Raw genomic sequence first — 18,039 nt, 5'->3', positions numbered from 1 at the left:
GCGCCTCCGCCCCCGTCCCCTGGATCACCTCGTGGCAGGACGTTTCGCCCCCCGGCCCCCGCGCCCCGACGGCGCGGGGCGGGCCGCCCCCGTGCCCGGGCGCGGGGGCCGGGTCGTGGCGCCCGCCGCCGGGATACCCCGGCAGGCGCTGGCGCCGGCGCGGGTGCGCACCTGGGTGCCGGGCGGCCCGCTCGACCTCGGCCTGGTCCTCGGCCCGCTGCGGCGCGGCACCGGCGACCCGACGTTCCGGACCCTGCCGGACGGTTCGGCCTGGCGGGCCAGCCTCACCCCGGCCGGACCGGGCACCCTGCGGGTGACCCGGCGCGGCGAGGAGGTCCGCGGCGAGGCGTGGGGGCCGGGCGCCGACTGGCTGCTGGACCACCTCCCGGAGCTGCTCGGCTCCACCGACGACCCGGACGCCTTCGTGCCCCGGCACCGGCTGCTGGCGCACACCCGGCACCGGCGGCCCGGACTGCGGCTGACCCGGACGGGACTGGTGCTGGAGTCGCTGATCCCCTCGGTCCTGGAACAGAAGGTCACCACCGGGGAGGCGTACCGGGCGTGGCGGCTCCTGGTCCGCAGGTTCGGGGAGCCGGCACCCGGACCGGCGCCGGAGCGGATGTACGTGATGCCGCCGCCGCGCACCTGGGCGCTGATCCCGTCCTGGGAGTGGCACCGGGCGGGCGTCGACGACAAGCGGGCCTCGACGGTCCTGCGGGCGGTGCGGGTCGCGCCCCGGCTGGAGGAGGCGGTGCGGATGCCGCCGGCGGCGGCGCGGGAGCGCCTGGAGCGGGTGCCGGGCATCGGGCCGTGGACGTCGGCGGAGACCGTGCAGCGCAGTCACGGCGCGCCCGACGAGGTGACCGTGGGGGACCTGCACCTGCCCGGCATCGTCGGCTGGGCCCTCGCCGGGGACCGCTACGCGGACGACGCGGTGATGCTGGACCTGCTGGAGCCGTACGCGGGCCAGCGGTACCGGGCGGCGCGCCTGATCCTGCTCAGCGGCCGGGTCCCCGAACGCCGGGCGCCGCGCATGCCCCACGGGGACATCGGCCGGCTGTAGCCGTCCCGGCCGGACCGGCCGGGACGACGGAGGCCGTCGGCGGTCCGGGGCACGGGCACACGGGGCACGGGGCCAGGGGGCAGGGGGCAGGGGGCACGGCCACTCGGGGTACGACCACGAGCGGGGCTCCCGCCGCCCGGGCCCGTCGGCCGCCCCGCCCGTCCACCGCCCCGCCGTGCTCCCGCGCCGCCGTGCTCCCGCGCCGCCGTGCTCCCGCGCCGCCGTGCTCCCGGGCCGCCGTGACGGCGTGGGTCGCCGTGACGGCGTGGGCCCGGGAGCGTGTCCCGGGGCCGTCACCGCCCCCGGGCGGTCACTGGTCCGAGGAGAAGCGCACCGCGCCGGCCGGGATGCGGGCGTCGCACCAGACGCGGGCCCCGTCGAGGAACTCGTTGCGGGCGCCGACGACCGCGCCGTCCCCTATCACCGCCCCGGTGAGCACCGACCGCTCCCCCACCCGGGCCCGGGTGCCGATCAGGGAGTCGGTGACGACCGCGCCCGGTTCTATGACCGCGCCCGGCAGGATGGTGCTGCCGAAGACGCGCGCGCCCTCCGCCACGAACGCGCCCTCGCCGACCACCGTGCCGCCCGCCAGCTTCGCGTCCGGTGCCACCGTCGCCGTGGGCAGCACCAGCCGGTCGCCGCAGCGGCCGGGCACGGCGGGCGACGGGGCCCGGCCGAGCACCAGGTCCGCGGAACCGCGCACGAAGGCCGCCGGGGTGCCGAGGTCCAGCCAGTAGGTGGAGTCGACCATGCCCTGCAGGTGCGCCCCGGCCGTCAGCAGCCCGGGGAAGGTCTCTCGTTCCACGGACACCGGCCGTCCGGCGGGGATGGTGTCGATGACCGAGCGGCGGAAGACGTACGCGCCCGCGTTGATCTGGTCGGTGACGATCTCCTCGGGGGTCTGGGGCTTCTCCAGGAAGGCCAGGACCCGTCCGGTGTCGTCGGTCGGGACCAGCCCGTAGGCGCGGGGGTCGGTCACCTTCGTCAGGTGCAGGGAGACGTCCGCGCCGGTCGTCTCGTGCGTGCGCACCAGCGCCCTGATGTCCAGCCCGGTGAGGATGTCCCCGTTGAAGACGAGCACCGGGTCGTCGGGGCCCGAGTGGAGGCGGGAGGCGACGTTGCGCAGGGCGCCGCCGGTGCCGAGCGGTTCCTCCTCCGTCACGTACTCGATGTGCAGCCCGAGCGACGCGCCGTCGCCGAAGTGCGGTTCGAAGACCTCGGCCAGGTAGGACGTGGCCAGGACGATGTGTTCGACGCCCGCCGCTCTGGCTCTCGCCAGCTGGTGCGTCAGGAAGGGCACTCCGGCCGCCGGGACCATGGGCTTGGGCGTGTGCACCGTGAGCGGACGCAGCCGCGTGCCCTTGCCGCCGACCAGGAGGATCGCTTCTGTCACCTGTCGTCTCTGCTTCCTGCCGGGACCGGCCGAACTGTCTTTCGGCCGGTCAGTGTATGCAGACCGTTCCACCGCGCATGCGACGGCCGTGGACTCCGGCAGGAAGGAACGTGCGGCCCGGCGGCCCCGCGTGCCTCAGCGACCCTGGTAACGGGCCGCCGTGGAACGGGCGCTGCCGAGCTTCTTGTAGAGCTTCCCCCCTGGGCACGCCGTGTTGAACCCGTCCCTGTGACCGGAGATCACGTTCAGTCGCACCTTCTTGCCCTTTCGGTAGAGGTTGCCACCTGCCGACGTGAGGTATGTCTTCCCCTTGGGATTCATGCCGTGCAGACCCAGCTTCCAGGCCGTCAGCCGGGACACGGCCTTCACCGCGGAGCCCGACGGCTTCTTGGCGCCGTAGGAGCCGATGACCGCGATGCCCATGCTGTTGCTGTTGAAGCCGAGCGTGTGCGCGCCCAGCACCGGCTTGGCCACTCCCCCGGCGCGGCCCTCGTAGATGCGCCCGCACTTGTCGATGAGGAAGTTGTAGCCGATGTCCCGCCAGCCGAGGCTCACCACGTGGTAGCGGTAGAAGCCGCGGATGAGGGAAGGCGCCTGGGAGCACTTGTACGTGTTGCCGGAGGCGGTGTGGTGGACGAAGGCCGCCTTGACCTTCTTGGTGTAGGAGAAGCCCTTCTCCCGCATGCTCTCGTTCGCCCCCCAGCCGCGCCGGGTGGTGATGGCCGGGCGCGGCCCGATGTACGGCTTCGCCTGCCGGGCGCCCGGCGCGGCGGCCCCGCGGTCGGAGAGGAGCTCCCGCTCGGTCAGTTCGCGGCTCAGGGCGGGGATCTCGGTGGCGCCCAGGGGCGCGAGGGAGGCGTTGGCGGCGGAGGCGGCGGTCGCCTCGGTGCCCGTCTCCCCGGCCCGGGGGGCGTCGAGGGGTCCGGCGGACGCCGGGGTGCCGTCCCCGGGGTCGATGAGTTCGAGCTGGAGCCCGGCCGGGAGCAGCGGGACCGCCGCGCTCCGGGTGCCGTCGGCGGGGCCGGTCGCAGTACCGTCCGGGGAGCCGGTCGCGGGAGCGGCCGTCGCGCGGACGCGGATCTCCACGCCGTCCGACGCGCCCACCCACAGCGGTGCGGTGGCCCCCCGCCGGGTGCCGGAGGCGCGTTCCGGGGTGCCGGGGTCGGCCGCGTGGTCGGCGTTGTGGGTCTCGACGTCCTGCCAGCCGGACCAGGTGCCGGTGGCGACGGACCGGGTGCGGACCTGGACCAGGCCGTCGAGGTGGGCTGCGGGATCGTCCCAGACGACCCCGAGGAGGGAGAACTGCCGTACGGTCCGCGGGCCGAGGCCCTGGACCACGGTGCCCGCGGCGCGGTCGCCGCCGAGCGGACGGAGGGACAGGGACTGGGTGCTGCCGGGGACGTCCGCATCGGTCGCGCCCGTCGCGCCCGTCGCACGCGTGGCCGCCTCAGCCGTCGGCGCCGGTCCCGCGACCGCCGCGGCGGGCGGGGCGAGGGGGAGGGCGAGGGCGGCGGCACACGTGACACCGATCGAGGAAGCAAGAATTCCACGCATGCCCCTGAGCTTGGACACAGTCGTACAAATCTGTCCATCGCGGATATGACGGGCCGTCGGGCCCCGTTCCGCCGACCGGTGGACCGGCCGAACGGTGCCCCGGGGCCCGCCCGCGTACGCTTGCCCGGGTGAACGCCAGCGACCGTACCCCTGCCGACCTGCTGAGTTCCGCGCTCGCCGCGGACCCGGCACGCCCCCTGGTGACGTTCTACGACGACGCCACGGGCGAACGCGTCGAACTGTCCGTGGCCACCTTCGCCAATTGGGTGGCCAAGACCGCCAATCTCCTCCAGGACGAGCTGTCCGCGGAACCGGGCGACCGGGTGGCGCTGCTGCTGCCCGCGCACTGGCAGACGGCCGTGTGGCTGCTGGCCTGCTCGTCGGTCGGTGTGGTCGCCGACGTGGCGTCCGCCGATCCGGGCGCGGCCGACGTCGTGGTGAGCGGGCCGGACACGCTGGAGGCGGCACGGGCCTGTCCGGGCGCCCGGATCGCGCTGGCCCTCAGGCCGCTCGGCGGGCGCTTCCCGCAGCCTCCCGAGGGCTTCGCCGACTACGCGGTGGAGGTGCCGGGCCAGGGCGACCGCTTCGCGCCGTACGCTCCGGTCTCCCCGGACGACCCGGCGCTGATCGTGGCCGGACGGGAGTTCAGCGGCGCCGAGGTGGTGCAGCGCGCCGAGGCCGAGGCCGCCGGCCTGGGGCTGACCGGGCCGGGCACGCGCATCCTGTCGGGGCTCGCCTACGACACCTGGGACGGGCTCAACGCGGGGCTGTACGGGCCGCTGGCGACCGGCGGTTCGGTGGTGCTGTGCCGCAACCTGGACCGGCTCGCCGCGGAGGACCTGGACAAGCGGGTGGAGAGCGAACGGGTCGCGGTCATCGCGCGCCTGCCCTCCCAGCCGTAGGCCGCGCGGACGGCGGCCCGCCCGCCGTCGGGCCGCGGACCCCGGTGGACCGGGCCGCCCCCGGCCCCGGGACCCACCGGTGGACCACGGCCCACCCCACGGGACCCGGACGCACCGGTGGGCCAGGGCCCGCCCCACGGGACCCGGACTTACCGGTGGACCAGGGCCCACCCCGCCTGCCCCCGGCCGGTGCCCTGGGCTCCGTCCTACGGCGTCCGCCCGCCCGGGAGGCGCCCCCGGCCCGCGTCGCGCGGCCCAAACCATGGGGCGGCCTCCTTCACCCGTACGCCCCGGCCCGTCCCCCGTTCGGCGCAGTTCCGCCCGCGCGCCGCCGCCCGGCCGGGGCATCGTCGTGAGCGACGGCACGGCACGCTGCGCGCCGGACGCGCCGGACGCCCCGCACGCGGTGCGCCGCCGACGCGGTGGGCGGCGGCTGCTGCCCGGCGGCGTCCGGCCCGTACGACGTTCCCGCGCGCCAGGGAGGGGTGGACCGGTCATGAGCGACACCGCAGACGCGTCCCCCGGCGGGCCGGGGCCGGCCGGGCGCGGTCTCGGCCCGGGCGCCGGGGCCTCGGCGAGCGGGGCCGGGCCGGACCGGCGCAGGCGCCGGCGGTGGACCCGGATCACGGCACTCTCGGCCGCCGGCGTGCTGGTGGCGGCAGCCGCCGCCGGCTGGGCGGTCTACGCCAAGCTGGAGGGCAACATCACGCCGGACGAGGCCGCCGCGGCCGAACTCGCCCGGTACGAGAAGGAGCGGCCGACCGCTCTGGTCAAGGACGCCCGGAACATCCTGCTCATCGGCTCGGACTCCCGGGCCGGCGACGGCAACGCCCGCTACGGCCGCGACTCGGGCACGGAGCGGTCGGACACCGCCATCCTGCTGCACCTGGCGGCGGGCCGGCGCGACGCGACCGCGGTGTCCCTGCCCCGCGACCTGATGGTCGACGTGCCGGGCTGCCTGCGCCCGGACGGCACCCGGACCCGGCCGATGTTCACGATGTTCAACCAGGCGTTCGCGGTGGGCGGTTCCGCCTGCGCCATCCGCACCGTGGAGAAGCTCACCGACATCCGCGTCGACCACCACGTCGTCGTCGACTTCCAGGGTTTCAAGAAGATGGTCGACGCCGTCGACGGCGTGGAGGTGTGCCTGCGGCGGCCCATCGACGACGAGGACGCCGGACTGAGCCTGCCCGCCGGGCGGGTGACCCTCGACGGCGAGCAGGCACTCGGGTATGTGCGAGCCCGGAAGTCCCTCGGGAACGGGAGCGACACCGACCGGATGGAACGCCAGCAACGCTTCCTCGGGGCGCTCGTCACCAAGGTGCGCAGCAATGACGTCCTGCTGAATCCGGCGAAGCTCTATCCCGTTCTGGACGCGGCCACCTCCTCCCTCACCACCGACCCGGCACTGGCGAGTCTGCGCGGCCTGTACGAACTCGTGCGCGGGTTGCGGGACATCCCCACGGAACGGGTGCAATTCCTCACCGTGCCGCGGGAGTCCTACGTCCACGACGCGAATCGGGACCAGTTGGTGCAGCCCGCCGCGCGGGAACTCTTCGAGCGGCTGCGCAGGGACGAGCCGCTGGTCGTGGCGCGGGGAGCGGCGCGGAACCCGGCCGGGGAAAGCGGATCCGGAGCCTCCTACGAGAATGCGGGGCGCGCTGCCGCACGGGGTGCGGAAAAGGCCGACGGAAAGGCCGCGGGGGAAACCTCCGACAACGCCTCGCCCGCCCCCACGTTCTCCGGCAACACGGCCGCCGAGGACAGCTGCACATAAGGACCGGGGACCGACAACTCCACGACGGGCGGGCACCGTCCAGGGAAATGGGCGAATTGCCCGCTTGTACGCGCGTGGAATGTGTCACCGGCGTCGCCGTGGACTGATCCGTGCCGTTAGTGTGAGCCGACCCCGGTGCGCGGCACCTCGGGACCGGTCCTGAGGTCGCGCGCCGTGACACCGAGACCCGAGCGCCTTGGGAGGGGAAAGGCGCCGCGTGGCCCCGACGGAGGATTCAGGCGACCGTGGACGCGCAAGGCCGTGGGCGGGCGGACGACATCGACCCCGCAGACCAGTGGGTGCTCAACCCGACGACGGGTGAATACGAACTGCGACTGAGCCCTTCCGCGGCGCAGTCGCCGGTCCCCGAACCCCGCAGCGCGCGCAGCGCCGCGCCGGCCGCACCGCGCGGCCGGACCCAGGCGCCGCCGAGGACCACCGAGGCCCCCGCCCGGCGCCCGCCCGAGCGTGAGGTGCCGCCGCCGCGCCGGCGGAAGGGCGCGCCCGAGGAACCGCCGCCGGGACGGCGCGGACGCCGGCCGGTCAAGAAGAAGGGCAAGGCGAGGCGCGCACTGCTGTGGACCGGCGGGGTCATGGCGTTCGTCGTGCTGGCCACCGGTGCGGCCGGGTACCTGTACCTGGAGCACCTCAACGACAACATCACCTCGGTCTCCGACGACGGCGCGGGCACGGGCGGCTTCAGCAAGGACAAGGCCATCAACATCCTGCTGATCGGCACCGACAAGCGCACCGGCAAGGGCAACAAGGGGTACGGCGACGCCGGGAGCCCCGGGCACGCCGACACCACGATCCTGCTGCACGTCTCCAAGGACCGCACGAACGCGACCGCGTTGAGCATCCCGCGCGACCTGATCGTCGACATCCCCGACTGCCCGACCACGCAGGAGGACGGCAGCACGAAGGTCATCGCGGGCACCACCGGGGTCCGCTTCAACACCAGCCTCGGCCAGGACGGCCGGACGCCCAGCTGCACCATGCGCACCGTCACCGAGCTGACCGGCATCACGCCGGACAACTTCATGGTGGCGGACTTCAACGCGGTCAAGACGCTGACCTCGGCGGTGGGCGGGGTCGAGGTCTGCCTCGCCAAGAACATCGACGACCCCGACTCGCACCTGAAGCTGCCCAAGGGAACGCACACCATCGAGGGCGAGACGGCGCTGGCCTACGTGCGCACCCGCCACTCGGTCGGCTTCGGCGGGGACCTGAGCCGGATCGGGCTGCAACAGCAGTTCCTGAGCGCGCTGATGCGCAAGCTGAAGTCCAGCGACACGCTCACCAGCCCGTCGAAGATGGTCAAGCTCGCCGAGGCCGGGACCGAGGCGCTGACCGTCGACTCCCAGCTGGACAGCATCAACAAGCTGAAGGACCTCGGCCTGGAACTGGGCAAGCTGAACACCGAGAACCTGACGTTCACCACGGTGCCGGTGAAGGACAACCCGGCGGAGCAGGTGAAGGCGACCGTCGTCCTCGACGAGGCCAAAGCCCAGCAGGTGTTCGACCTCATCCGCAACGACGTGTCGTTCACGGACGTCAAGCAGCGGAAGAAGAAGGAGAAGGCCGCCGTCGCCGCCCGCCTCGAGGGCGAGAAGGCCCCGGCCGGCGAGGTGCGGGTGCGGGTCCTCAACGGCGGTGCCGCCCAGGGCAGTGCCCAGCAGACCCTGAGCTGGCTCCAGGTCGAGGAGGGCGTCACCAAGTCGGAGAACGGCGGCAACGCGCCGAAGGAGCTGAAGCGGACCACGCTGGAGTACGCGCCCGACCAGGCCGCCCAGGCCCGCCGCCTCGCCGCGATCCTCGGCCTGTCGGGGTCGGGGATGAAACCCGGCGAGAGCGTCACCAACGCGCAGGGCGTGCCCGCGATGACGCTGACACTGGGCAAGGACTTCAAGGGGCCGGGCGTGTCCCTGACCCCGCCGGACAAGGCGCCGGACGACATCGACAAGTCCACGGCGGACAAGGTCGAGTGCGCCGAGTGACCCGCCGGGTCCGCCCCACGCCCCGTGTCCCACCGGGCGTGGGGCGGGCCCGTGTTCGGGCGCGAGGCGGACCCGCGTCCGGCGTGCGGGCTCCCTCGGCGCCGGCACGGTCGTCGCCGGGTCGGGCACGTCGGCCACGTCGGCCGGGGCGACCGGGTGCCGCCGTGCGCGTCCGGGACGAGCGCCCCGCCCGGGTGGCGGACGCCGCTCGGCGGTTCCGCCGGGCGGTCACGCAGGATCAGCCCGGTCGGCGGCAGTGGGAAAACCCTTTGATCCAGGGCCGGATGGCAGGTAATGTCCCGTTTCGTCAGCGAGGAATTCGTCACTGCCTTCACTCCTTCACCGACGGGGCAGCTAATGTGAGCGCTCCAGTGCCCCCGGCCGCGAGGACCGCCGTCCTCGCGTCGTGCACTGAGGTGACCAGCACCGCGGGCGCCTTCCGGAGGGGGGAAGGCGCCACGTGGTCCCGACGAAGGATCCGGACACCATGGACACGCAAGGCCGTGGGCGGGGGGACGACATCGATCCCGCAGACCAGTGGGTAATCAATCCGGCCACCGGGGAATACGAACTGCGACTGGGCCCTTCCGCTCCGCAACCGTCCGTGCCCCGACCCCGCACGGGACCGCGGGACGGCGCGGGTCCACGGGACGGCACCGGTTCGCGGGACGGCGCGGGTTCACGGGACGGCACGGGCCGCACGCGGTCGCCCGGGCGGGAGTCCGTGCCGCCGCAGCGGCGGCGGGAGCCCGCGGAACCGTCGCCGGGCCGGCGCGCGGGCAGGGCCCCGCAGAAGAAGCCGAAGGCCAGGCGGATCCTGCTGTGGACCGGCGGCACCATGGCGTTCGTGGTGCTCGCCACCGGCACGGTCGGCTACTTCTACCTCAAGCACCTCGAGGGCAACGTCACCACGGCCGACGTCGGTGACGCCGCGAAGAGCAACTTCAGCAAGGACGAGGCGTTCAACATCCTCGTCCTCGGCACCGACAAGCGCACCGGCAAGGGCAACAAGGGGTACGGCGACGCCGGCAGCGTCGGGCACGCGGACACCACGGTGCTGCTGCACGTGTCCAAGGACCGTACGAACGCGACCGCGTTGAGCATCCCGCGCGACCTGATCGTCGACATCCCCGACTGCCCGACCACGCTGGAGGACGGCACCGAGACCGTCGTCCCCGGGGCGCAGGGTGTCCGGTTCAACCGGAGCCTGGGCGAGCAGGGCCGGGACCCGGGCTGCACCATGCGGACCGTGGAGGCGGCCACCGGCATCAAGCCGGACCACTTCATGATGGCGGACTTCAACGCGGTGAAGACCCTCACCACGGCCGTCGAGGGCGTCGAGGTGTGCCTGGCGAAGGCGGTGGACGACAAGAAGTCCCACCTGAAGCTGCCCGCCGGGAAGTCGGTGGTCGAGGGCGAGCAGGCCCTCGCGTTCGTCCGCACCCGCTCCAGCTTCGGCAACCAGGGCGACCTCGACCGGATCAAGGTGCAGCAGCAGTTCCTGGGCTCGCTGATGCGCAAGATGTCCTCCGGCGACACCCTGACCAGCCCCACCAAGCTGGTGAAGCTGGCCGAGGCCGCCACCGAGGCGCTCACCGTCGACAAGGCCCTCGGCAACGTCAACACGCTCAAGGACGTCGCCCTGGAACTGAAGAAGGTGCCGCCGAAGAACATCTCCTTCCTCACCGTGCCGGTGAAGGACAACCCCGCCGAGCGGGTGAAGGCGACCGTCGTCCTCGACGAGGCGCAGGCGCCGCAGGTGCTGGACGCCATCCGCGACGACGTGTCGCTGACCGAGGTCAAGCAGAAGCGGAAGAAGGAGAAGGCCGCGGTCGCCGCCCGGCTGAAGGGGACGAAGGCCCCGGCCTCCGAGGTCCGGGTGCAGATCCTCAACGGCGGGGCCCCCTCGGGCAGTGCCCAGCAGACCCTGAGCTGGCTCCAGGTCGAGGAGGGCGTCACCAAGTCGGAGAACGGCGGCAACGCGCCCGAGGAGCTCAGGAAGACCACGCTGGAGTACGCGCTCGACCAGGCCGACCAGGCCCGCCGCCTCGCCGCGATCCTCGGCCTGTCGGGGTCGGCCATGAAGCCCGGCGAGAGCGTGGTCAACTCCCAGGGCGTGCCCGCGATGACCCTCACCCTCGGCGAGGACTTCAAGCGTCCCGGCGCGAAGCTGGACGGCTCGGGCGCGACCCCGCCGAAGGTCGACAAGACCACCGCCGACAAGGTCGAATGTGCGAGCTGACGCTCAGGTGAGAGCGTCGCGGCGGCCGGCTTCACCGTGTTGAAGTCGTTGCCGTTTCCTGTGCAACTGACGGGCCCTTCGTGCGTCTAACAGGACGCAGGACGGGCCTGTTTCACGACACGAGAGGTGCCAGGAGTGGCGAGAACGGGGGCAGTGACGCGGAACGCCGACCCGGGCACACCCGGTGACGGTGATCCCGCTGCGGACCGGGAGGGGGGCCCGTCCGACGGGGACGGCGACACGGCCCCGGCCGGCGACGGCAGCCGCCGTCCGCGGCGTCGACGGCGGGTGCTCAAGTGGACCGCGGCGGTGCTCGCGCTGCTCATAACCGGCTCCGCAGGGGCGGGTTACCTCTACTACCGGCACCTCAACGACAACCTCAGGAAGGACCCCCTGAACCTCGGCGACAACAAGATCGCCGCGCCCACGCCCAACGCCGCCGGGCAGACCCCGCTGAACATCCTGCTGATCGGCTCGGACGCCCGGGACACCAAGGAGAACCAGCAACTCGGCGGAGCCCGGGAGACGTTCGGCTCGACGCCGCTGGCCGACGTGCAGATGCTGGTGCACCTGTCGGCGGACCGCTCCAACATGTCGGTCGTCAGCATGCCGCGGGACACCCTGGTGCAGATCCCCAAGTGCACCGACCCCGAGGACGGGACGGTGTATCCGGCGAGCAACGGCCGGGTGATGACCAACCAGAGCCTCGGTCACGGCGGTCCGGGCTGCACGGTGGCCACCTGGCAGGAGCTCACCGGCATCCACATCGACCACTTCGTCATGGTGGACTTCGCCGGCGTGGTGTCCATGGCCGACGCGGTCGGCGGCGTCCCGGTGTGCGTGGACAGGAACATCCACTCCCGCGACAGCCGGGGGCACGGCTCCGGCCTGAAGCTGGAGAAGGGCACCACCCACATCAAGGGCGAGCAGGCCCTGCAGTGGCTGCGCACCCGGTACGGCTTCGAGGACGGCAGCGACCTCGCCCGCGCCAAGGCGCAGCACATGTACATGAACGCGATGGTCCGTCAGCTGCGGGAGAACGCCACCCTGAGCAGCCCCAACAAGCTGCGCAGACTGGCCGAGAAGGCCACCACCGCGCTGACCGTCGACCCCGGCCTGGACACCGTCAAGAAGCTCTACGACCTCAGCAACGAGCTGCGGAAGGTGGAGCCGAAACGTATCACCATGACCACCATGCCCAACCGGTACGTGGGCGCCCGCGTGGAGCCCACCGAGGACGCCGAGCAGCTGTTCCGGCTGGTGCGCGAGGACATCGCCCTGGACGGCAGGGACGCCGAGGAGGAGCCGGCCGTGGAGGACGCCCCCGCGGAACCGGCCGCCCCCGACGACGAGATCGCCGTGCAGGTCCGCAACGGCACCCGGACGGACACCCTGGGCCCCGCCGCCGGGCGGGCGGGCACCGTGGCCGGGCTGCTCAAGGAGAAGGGCTTCACGGACGCCTCGGCCGACACCGTCGGCGTCACGCGGGAGAAGCGCACCGTCGTGCGCTACCCGAGCGCCGACCTGGAGGGCGACGCCCGGCGGGTCGCCGAGGTGCTGGGCATCCCGTCGGACGCGGTGAAGCGGTCCACCGAGGTCTCCGGCGTCACGCTCGTCGTGGGCGCCGACTGGCGCGAGGGCGACACGTACCGGGCACCGGAGAAGGACGACAGCACCCCCGAGTCGGCCCAGCCCCTCAACGGCGCCGACGACTCGGCCTGCATGGAGGTCAACCCGGCCTTCAGCTGGTAGCGGGGGCGGGAGGGCGGCGGGCTCTCGCGCCGCACGACACGGGCCGGGCGCGGCGGGGCCTCACGCCCGTACGGCACGCGTCGGGGGCGGCCTGGTCCCCGGCAAGGGCACGGTACGGGCCGGGGGCGGCCTGGTCCTCGGCAGGGAAGGGCACGGGGCGCCTGGCACGGGGCACGCCCGGCAGGGCGCGAGCCGGGGGCGGCAGAGGGCAAGACACGGCACGGTACGGGCCGGGCGCGGCCTGGATCCGGGCAGGGGCAGGGCACAGGACCCGCACGGCACGGGCCGGGCGCGGCCGGCGTCCGGCCCCGGCACGGTACCGGGGGCCCTCCCCACCGGAAGGGCCCGTGAACGGTCCGTCAGGCCGCCGGGGCGTCCGCGCGGACGGCCGGGCGGCGCGAGGCGATGACCTTCTTCGCCAGCGAGCGCGGGCTGGTCAGGAAGCCCCAGCCCCAGGACATGTGCATGGTGGCCAGGGCCACGGGTATCCGCAGCCGCGCCGTCAGCGGCAGGCCCTTGCCCGCCGGCACCGAGCCCAGCACGATGGCCGCCAGGTAGCCGCCGGGCACCACGAAGCCCCAGGGGGTCAGCAGGACACCGGCCAGGGTGCCCGCCGCGATCGCGCACACCGCGGCCGGCGGGGCCAGGTAGCGCAGGTTGATGGACCCGGCGTGGTAGCGGGCCACCACGTGCCGCCAACGGCCGTAGTCCTTGTACTGCTTGGCCAGGGCCCGCACGGTGGGCCGCGGGCGGTAGGACACCTTCAGTTCCGGCGAGAACCAGATCAGCCCGCCGGCCTCGCGGATGCGGAAGTTCAGCTCCCAGTCCTGGGCGCGGATGAACTCCACGTTGTAGCCGCCCTGCTGCTCCAGCGCCTCGCGCCGGAACACCCCGAGGTACACCGTGTCGGCGGGACCGGCCTCGCCGCCGGTGTGGAAGGCGGCGTTGCCGACGCCGATCCGGGACGTCATCGCGGCGGCGACCGCGTGCTCCCAGTCGTTCTCCCCCTCGGCGTGCATGATGCCGCCCACGTTCTGCGCGCCGGTCTCCTCCAGGAGCCGCACGGCGGTGGCGATGTAGTTCGGGGAGAGCATGCCGTGCCCGTCGACGCGGACCACGACCGGGTGGCGCGAGGCCTTGATCGCCGCGTTGAGGGCGGCCGGGGTGCGGCCCGTCGGGTTGGGCACGGTGTGCACCCGCGGGTCCTCGGCGACGAGCTCGGCGGCGATCTCGTCCGTGCGGTCCGTGGACGGACCGAGGGCGATCACGACCTCCATCTCGCCGTCGTACTCCTGGGCGAGGATCGCGCGGACGGCGCCGCGCAGATGCCGCTCCTCGTTGAGGACCGGCATGATCACGGAAACGGCGGGGTGCCGCACGTCGGGATTGGCGTTCATAGGAGGCTCACGTTACCGCGTACGAGGGACACCGATGCGCGCGCCGGGGGCGATGAGCCGGGCCGCAGATCGTATCGGCCTACGGTGCTCAAGATCCACGCACGGCCGTCGTCCGGAGGTGTCCCCTTTGCCCACGCCGCCGCGGTCCCCCCGGCCCCGCACCACGCCCCGGCGCCCGCACCGACCGTCCCGCGGCGCCCCGCGTCCCCCCGCCCGCCGCCGGCGGGCGCGCTGGGTGACGCGGGCCGTCACCACCGTGTCGGTGGTGGTGCTCGCGTCGGCGGGCATCGGGCACGCGGTGCTCACCGGCCTGGAGTCGGGCATCGACCGGGTCGACCCGTTCCGGGACATGAAGAACCGTCCCGAGGCCGGCCACGGCATGAACATCCTGGTGGTCGGCACCGACGGACGCGACGGGATCAGCGAGGAGGAGCGGCGCAAGTACCGCCTCGGCGGGGCGCCCTGCCACTGCACCGACACCATGATGATCGTGCACATCTCCGAGGACCGGGACCGGGCCAGCGTGGTGAGCCTGCCGCGCGACTCCTACGCCATGACCCCCGCGCACACCGACCGGGTCAGCGGCGAGCGGCACGAGGGGCACCCGCTGAAGCTGAACGCCGCCTACGCCGAGGGCGGGCCGCAGCTGACCGTGCGCACGGTCGAGAAGATGACCCGGGTGAAGATCGACCACTACCTGGAACTGGACTTCACCAGCTTCATGAAGACCGTCGACGTCGTCGGCGGCGTCGAGATCTGCACCGACCGGCGGCTCAAGGACACGCACACGGGCCTCGACCTGGCCCCCGGCCGGCACACCCTGGACGGCGGGCAGGCCCTGCAGTACGTCCGCGCCCGGTACGTCGACGCGGCGAGCGACCTGGGCAGGATGAAGCGCCAGCAGCGCTTCATGGCCGCCCTGGTCGAACGGGCCACCTCCTCCGGGATCCTGCTCAACCCGATCAAGTTCCGGGACGTCACCCGGGCGGTGCTCGGCTCGGTCCGCGCCGACAAGGGCTTCGGCAGCGACGAACTGCTGGACCTGGGGCGGGCGATGCGGAACTTCTCCCCCTCCTCCTCGGAGTTCACCACGGTCCCGATCGGGAAGATGGGCCACCGCGTCGAGGGCGTCGGCTCGACGCTGAAGTGGGATCCGGAGAAGTCGGAGCGCATCTTCGAGGCGCTGCGCCAGGACGACCCGCTGTCACCGCCGAAGGCGAAGGGCGGGGCGCTGCGGGTGGCCGTGGACCCCGCGCAGATCCGGGTCCAGGTCGAGAACGGCACCACCACCGCCGGGCTGGGCCGCCGTGTCGACGCGGCCCTGGCCGCGACCGGCTTCGCCACCACCCGAGCCCCGGCCAACGCCGCGACCCGGGACGTGACGCGCACCGTCATCGCCTACGACCCCCGCTGGGACCGCTCCGCGAAGTCTCTCGCGGCGGCCCTTCCGGGCAGTGAACTGCGCGCGGTCAAGGGCCAGGGCGCCACGCTCAAGGTGATCGCCGGGACGGACTTCGAGAAGGTCCGCAAAGTGCGGCCCGCGGACCCGGGCCAGGACGAGTTCGGTGTGGTGCGCGGCGACGAGGTCGGCTGCACCTGACGGGTCCGCTGAACCGGCAGGGCTCTGACCACCGGAACGGCTGGGCCCGACCATCGAACCGGCTGAGTCGGACCGAACCGGTTGGGCCCGACCACCAGACCGGCTGGACCGGACCGCCGAACCCGCTGGACCCGACCACCAGACCGGCTGGACCGGACCGCCGGACCACCGGACCCCGGCCGCACCGGACCGTCGGCCCCGGTCACGCCGACCGCGACCGCCCCGGGGCCGCGCGGCTCAGTCCTCGTACCCCTCGGCGGCCCGCCGCTCGCGCAGCTCCATGATCGCCCGGCGGCGGGCCAGGCGGTGCGTGCGGCGGATCTGCGCCTCCTGGTAGCGGCGCCGGTCCCGGTCGCTCTCCGGCAGGACCGGCGGCACGCGGCGCGGTTTGCCCTCCGCGTCGACGGCCGCGAACACCAGGTAGGCGGAGCCGACCTGAGTGGCGGGGGCGGACTCGTTCCAGCGCTCCGCCAGCACCCGCACGCCCACCTCCATCGAGGTCCGGCCCGTCCAGTTGACCTGGGCCTTGACGTGCACGAGGTCGCCGACCCGGACCGGCTCCAGGAACGCCATCTCGTCCATCGACGCGGTGACCGCGGGCCCTTCGGAGTGCCGTCCGGCGACGGCGCCCGCCGCGTCGTCCACCAGCTTCATGATGACGCCGCCGTGCACCGTCCCGAGCAGGTTGGTGTCGCTGTGGGTCATGATGTGGCTGAGCGTCGTCCGGGACGCGGACGTGGGCTTGCCCGGGATATCCGGACTGTCCGTCTGAGGGGCGGGGGCCTGGTCTGTCATGGCCTCCACCTTATGCCGAGGCGAGATGCCGGGAATGTGTGTCAGCTTCGCAACAGCGGCGACCCTATTTTCCGACGACCCTGTATGGCACGGCGTCCGGACCTGCACACTGTTGCGCATGACTGATTGGCCCGACGCACGGCCCGACGACCACCGCGGCAGCCGCTACGGCCGCGGCAGCGCGAGCGCACAGCCCGAAAGCGCCCGCGTGATGCGGCAGGTCCGCCGCGGCCCGACCGCCCCGCCCGCGCACGGCGGTTACGGCGGTGTCCCGCAGCAGCCCTCCTACGTCGACGGCCAGGGCCACGGCGGCTACGACGGATACGGCGGCGGTCAGGGCGGTGACTACAACACCGGCCAGGTCTACGGGCGGCCCTCCGGGCCCGGCGGGCCGGGCGGCGCCGGCACCTACCCGCGGCAGTCCGCGCCGGACTGGCGGCGCCGCATCAAGGTGACCGCGATCACCGTCGCCACTGTGCTGATCGTCACTTCGGTCGGCACCTACTTCTGGGCCGACTCCAAGCTGAACCGCGAGGTCGACCTGTCCAAGGTGATCGAACGGCCGGAGAAGGGCGCGGGCACCACCTACCTGATCGTCGGCTCCGACAGCCGCGCCGGGCTCAGCTCCGAGCAGAAGAAGGAGCTGCGCACCGGGTCGGCCGAGGGCAAGCGCACCGACTCCATGATGATCCTGCACACCGGCGACAACGGCCCCACCCTCATCTCGCTGCCCCGCGACTCCAACGTGGAGATCCCCTCGTTCAAGGGCTCCGACTCCGGCAAGACGTACCCGGGCACCGGCCGTCAGGTGAAGCTCAACGCCGCTTACTCCGAGGACGGGCCCGAACTGCTCGTGCGCACCGTGGAGTTCAACACCGGGCTGCACATCGACCACTACGTCGAGATCGGCTTCGCCGGCTTCGCGAACATCGTGGACGCGGTCGGCGGCGTCGAGATGGACATCCCGCAGGACATCAAGGACACCAAGTCCGGCGCCGATCTGAAGAAGGGCAAGCAGACGCTGGACGGCCAGCAGGCCCTCGCCTTCGTCCGCACCCGGTACGCGCTGAAGGGCTCGGACCTGGACCGCACCAAGAACCAGCAGAAGTTCCTCTCCGCCCTGGCCAACCAGGTGGCCACGCCCGGCACGGTGCTCAACCCGTTCAAGCTGTACCCGACCCTGGGCGCCGGTCTGGACTCGCTGATCGTCGACAAGGACATGGGCCTGTTCGACCTCGCGGGGATGTTCTGGGCGATGAAGGGCGTCAGCGGCGGCGACGGCACCTCGATGAACATGCCCATCGCGGGCTCCACCGGCGGCAACCTGCTCTGGGACAAGGCCAAGGTCAAGCAGCTGGTGAACCAGCTGAACAACGACGAGAAGGTCACCGTCAAGGGCAACTGACGGCGGCAGCACGGCACCTGACGGCACGTCCACGGCCGAGGGGCACCCCGCCCGGGGGTGCCCCTCGGCCGTTCCGCTGCGGCGGCGGGCGGACGGGGCGGTGCCGTGCGGTGCCGGACCGGGACCGGCGTCACGGGGCCCGAGGACCGCGCCGGTGGCCGA

General features: G+C 73.3%; 12 protein-coding genes. 8 read left to right on the top strand and 4 right to left on the bottom strand.

The genetic code is table 11. The features are described from left to right. The first annotated feature begins 115 nt into the window (after nucleotides 1-115). A complete protein-coding gene (locus AB0F01_RS29315) occupies nucleotides 116-1,063 on the top strand; it encodes a DNA-3-methyladenine glycosylase 2 family protein (RefSeq protein ID WP_362101910.1) in 948 nt (315 codons plus the stop codon). A 310-nt stretch (nucleotides 1,064-1,373) separates the two neighbouring features. On the opposite strand, the gene AB0F01_RS29310 is transcribed toward AB0F01_RS29315, so the two are convergent. Beyond that, nucleotides 1,374-2,456 (bottom strand): NDP-sugar synthase, encoded by a 1,083-nt coding sequence (locus AB0F01_RS29310; protein ID WP_362101853.1) that lies wholly within the window; start codon nucleotides 2,454-2,456, stop codon nucleotides 1,374-1,376. A gap of 135 nt (nucleotides 2,457-2,591) precedes the next feature. Further along, nucleotides 2,592-4,010 carry an N-acetylmuramoyl-L-alanine amidase gene (locus AB0F01_RS29305; RefSeq protein ID WP_362101850.1) on the bottom strand — a complete coding sequence of 473 codons (1,419 nt, stop codon included), beginning with the start codon at nucleotides 4,008-4,010 and terminating at the stop codon, nucleotides 2,592-2,594. A 128-nt stretch (nucleotides 4,011-4,138) separates the two neighbouring features. Between AB0F01_RS29305 and AB0F01_RS29300 the strand changes: the two genes are divergently transcribed. The 5 genes from AB0F01_RS29300 (at nucleotide 4,139) to AB0F01_RS29280 (ending at nucleotide 12,680) form a co-directional block, all read left to right on the top strand. Next, nucleotides 4,139-4,912, top strand: a complete 774-nt coding sequence (locus AB0F01_RS29300; RefSeq protein WP_362101847.1) for a TIGR03089 family protein — start codon at nucleotides 4,139-4,141, stop codon at nucleotides 4,910-4,912. Nucleotides 4,913-5,408: 496 nt separating this feature from the next. Then, nucleotides 5,409-6,689 carry an LCP family protein gene (locus AB0F01_RS29295; protein WP_362101844.1) on the top strand — a complete coding sequence of 427 codons (1,281 nt, stop codon included), beginning with the start codon at nucleotides 5,409-5,411 and terminating at the stop codon, nucleotides 6,687-6,689. A 245-nt stretch (nucleotides 6,690-6,934) separates the two neighbouring features. Further along, nucleotides 6,935-8,686 carry an LCP family protein gene (locus AB0F01_RS29290; protein WP_362101841.1) on the top strand — a complete coding sequence of 584 codons (1,752 nt, stop codon included), beginning with the start codon at nucleotides 6,935-6,937 and terminating at the stop codon, nucleotides 8,684-8,686. A gap of 487 nt (nucleotides 8,687-9,173) precedes the next feature. Then, the gene (locus AB0F01_RS29285) at nucleotides 9,174-10,928 is read left to right on the top strand and encodes an LCP family protein (RefSeq protein ID WP_362101838.1); all 1,755 of its coding nucleotides are present in this window, start codon (nucleotides 9,174-9,176) and stop codon (nucleotides 10,926-10,928) included. A 153-nt stretch (nucleotides 10,929-11,081) separates the two neighbouring features. Further along, complete coding sequence (locus tag AB0F01_RS29280) at nucleotides 11,082-12,680, top strand: LCP family protein (protein WP_362101835.1); 1,599 nt, start codon at nucleotides 11,082-11,084, stop codon at nucleotides 12,678-12,680. Between the two features lie 359 nt (nucleotides 12,681-13,039). Here the strand turns inward: AB0F01_RS29280 and AB0F01_RS29275 are convergent, their stop codons facing one another. After that, nucleotides 13,040-14,077, bottom strand: a complete 1,038-nt coding sequence (locus AB0F01_RS29275; RefSeq protein WP_362101832.1) for a glycosyltransferase family 2 protein — start codon at nucleotides 14,075-14,077, stop codon at nucleotides 13,040-13,042. Nucleotides 14,078-14,111: 34 nt separating this feature from the next. On the opposite strand from AB0F01_RS29275, the gene AB0F01_RS29270 reads away from it, so the two are divergent. Continuing rightward, nucleotides 14,112-15,677 carry an LCP family protein gene (locus AB0F01_RS29270; RefSeq protein WP_362101829.1) on the top strand — a complete coding sequence of 522 codons (1,566 nt, stop codon included), beginning with the start codon at nucleotides 14,112-14,114 and terminating at the stop codon, nucleotides 15,675-15,677. Between the two features lie 237 nt (nucleotides 15,678-15,914). Here the strand turns inward: AB0F01_RS29270 and AB0F01_RS29265 are convergent, their stop codons facing one another. Next, complete coding sequence (locus AB0F01_RS29265) at nucleotides 15,915-16,472, bottom strand: acyl-CoA thioesterase (RefSeq protein ID WP_362101827.1); 558 nt, start codon at nucleotides 16,470-16,472, stop codon at nucleotides 15,915-15,917. 118 nt (nucleotides 16,473-16,590) lie between these two features. Here AB0F01_RS29265 and AB0F01_RS29260 point away from each other — a divergent pair, with 118 nt between their 5' ends. Next, nucleotides 16,591-17,877 (top strand): LCP family protein, encoded by a 1,287-nt coding sequence (locus AB0F01_RS29260; RefSeq protein WP_362101824.1) that lies wholly within the window; start codon nucleotides 16,591-16,593, stop codon nucleotides 17,875-17,877. Nucleotides 17,878-18,039 lie beyond the last annotated feature (162 nt).

The sequence above is a fragment of the Streptomyces sp. NPDC029526 genome (assembly GCF_040637405.1).
Lineage (GTDB): Bacteria > Actinomycetota > Actinomycetes > Streptomycetales > Streptomycetaceae > Streptomyces.
Note: the sequence above shows the minus strand (reverse complement) of the source record. Positions and strands in the feature narration are given on the sequence as shown.

Bases quoted from the DNA above. Each gene is read 5' to 3' on its own strand.
- AB0F01_RS29305 (WP_362101850.1), bottom strand. From the start codon at position 4,010: ATGCGTGGAATTCTTGCTTCCTCGATCGGTGTCACGTGTGCCGCCGCC.
- AB0F01_RS29295 (WP_362101844.1), top strand. From the start codon at position 5,409: ATGAGCGACACCGCAGACGCGTCCCCCGGCGGGCCGGGGCCGGCCGGG.
- AB0F01_RS29285 (WP_362101838.1), top strand. From the start codon at position 9,174: ATGGACACGCAAGGCCGTGGGCGGGGGGACGACATCGATCCCGCAGAC.
- AB0F01_RS29275 (WP_362101832.1), bottom strand. From the start codon at position 14,077: ATGAACGCCAATCCCGACGTGCGGCACCCCGCCGTTTCCGTGATCATG.
- AB0F01_RS29270 (WP_362101829.1), top strand. From the start codon at position 14,112: ATGCGCGCGCCGGGGGCGATGAGCCGGGCCGCAGATCGTATCGGCCTA.
- AB0F01_RS29265 (WP_362101827.1), bottom strand. From the start codon at position 16,472: ATGACAGACCAGGCCCCCGCCCCTCAGACGGACAGTCCGGATATCCCG.
- AB0F01_RS29260 (WP_362101824.1), top strand. From the start codon at position 16,591: ATGACTGATTGGCCCGACGCACGGCCCGACGACCACCGCGGCAGCCGC.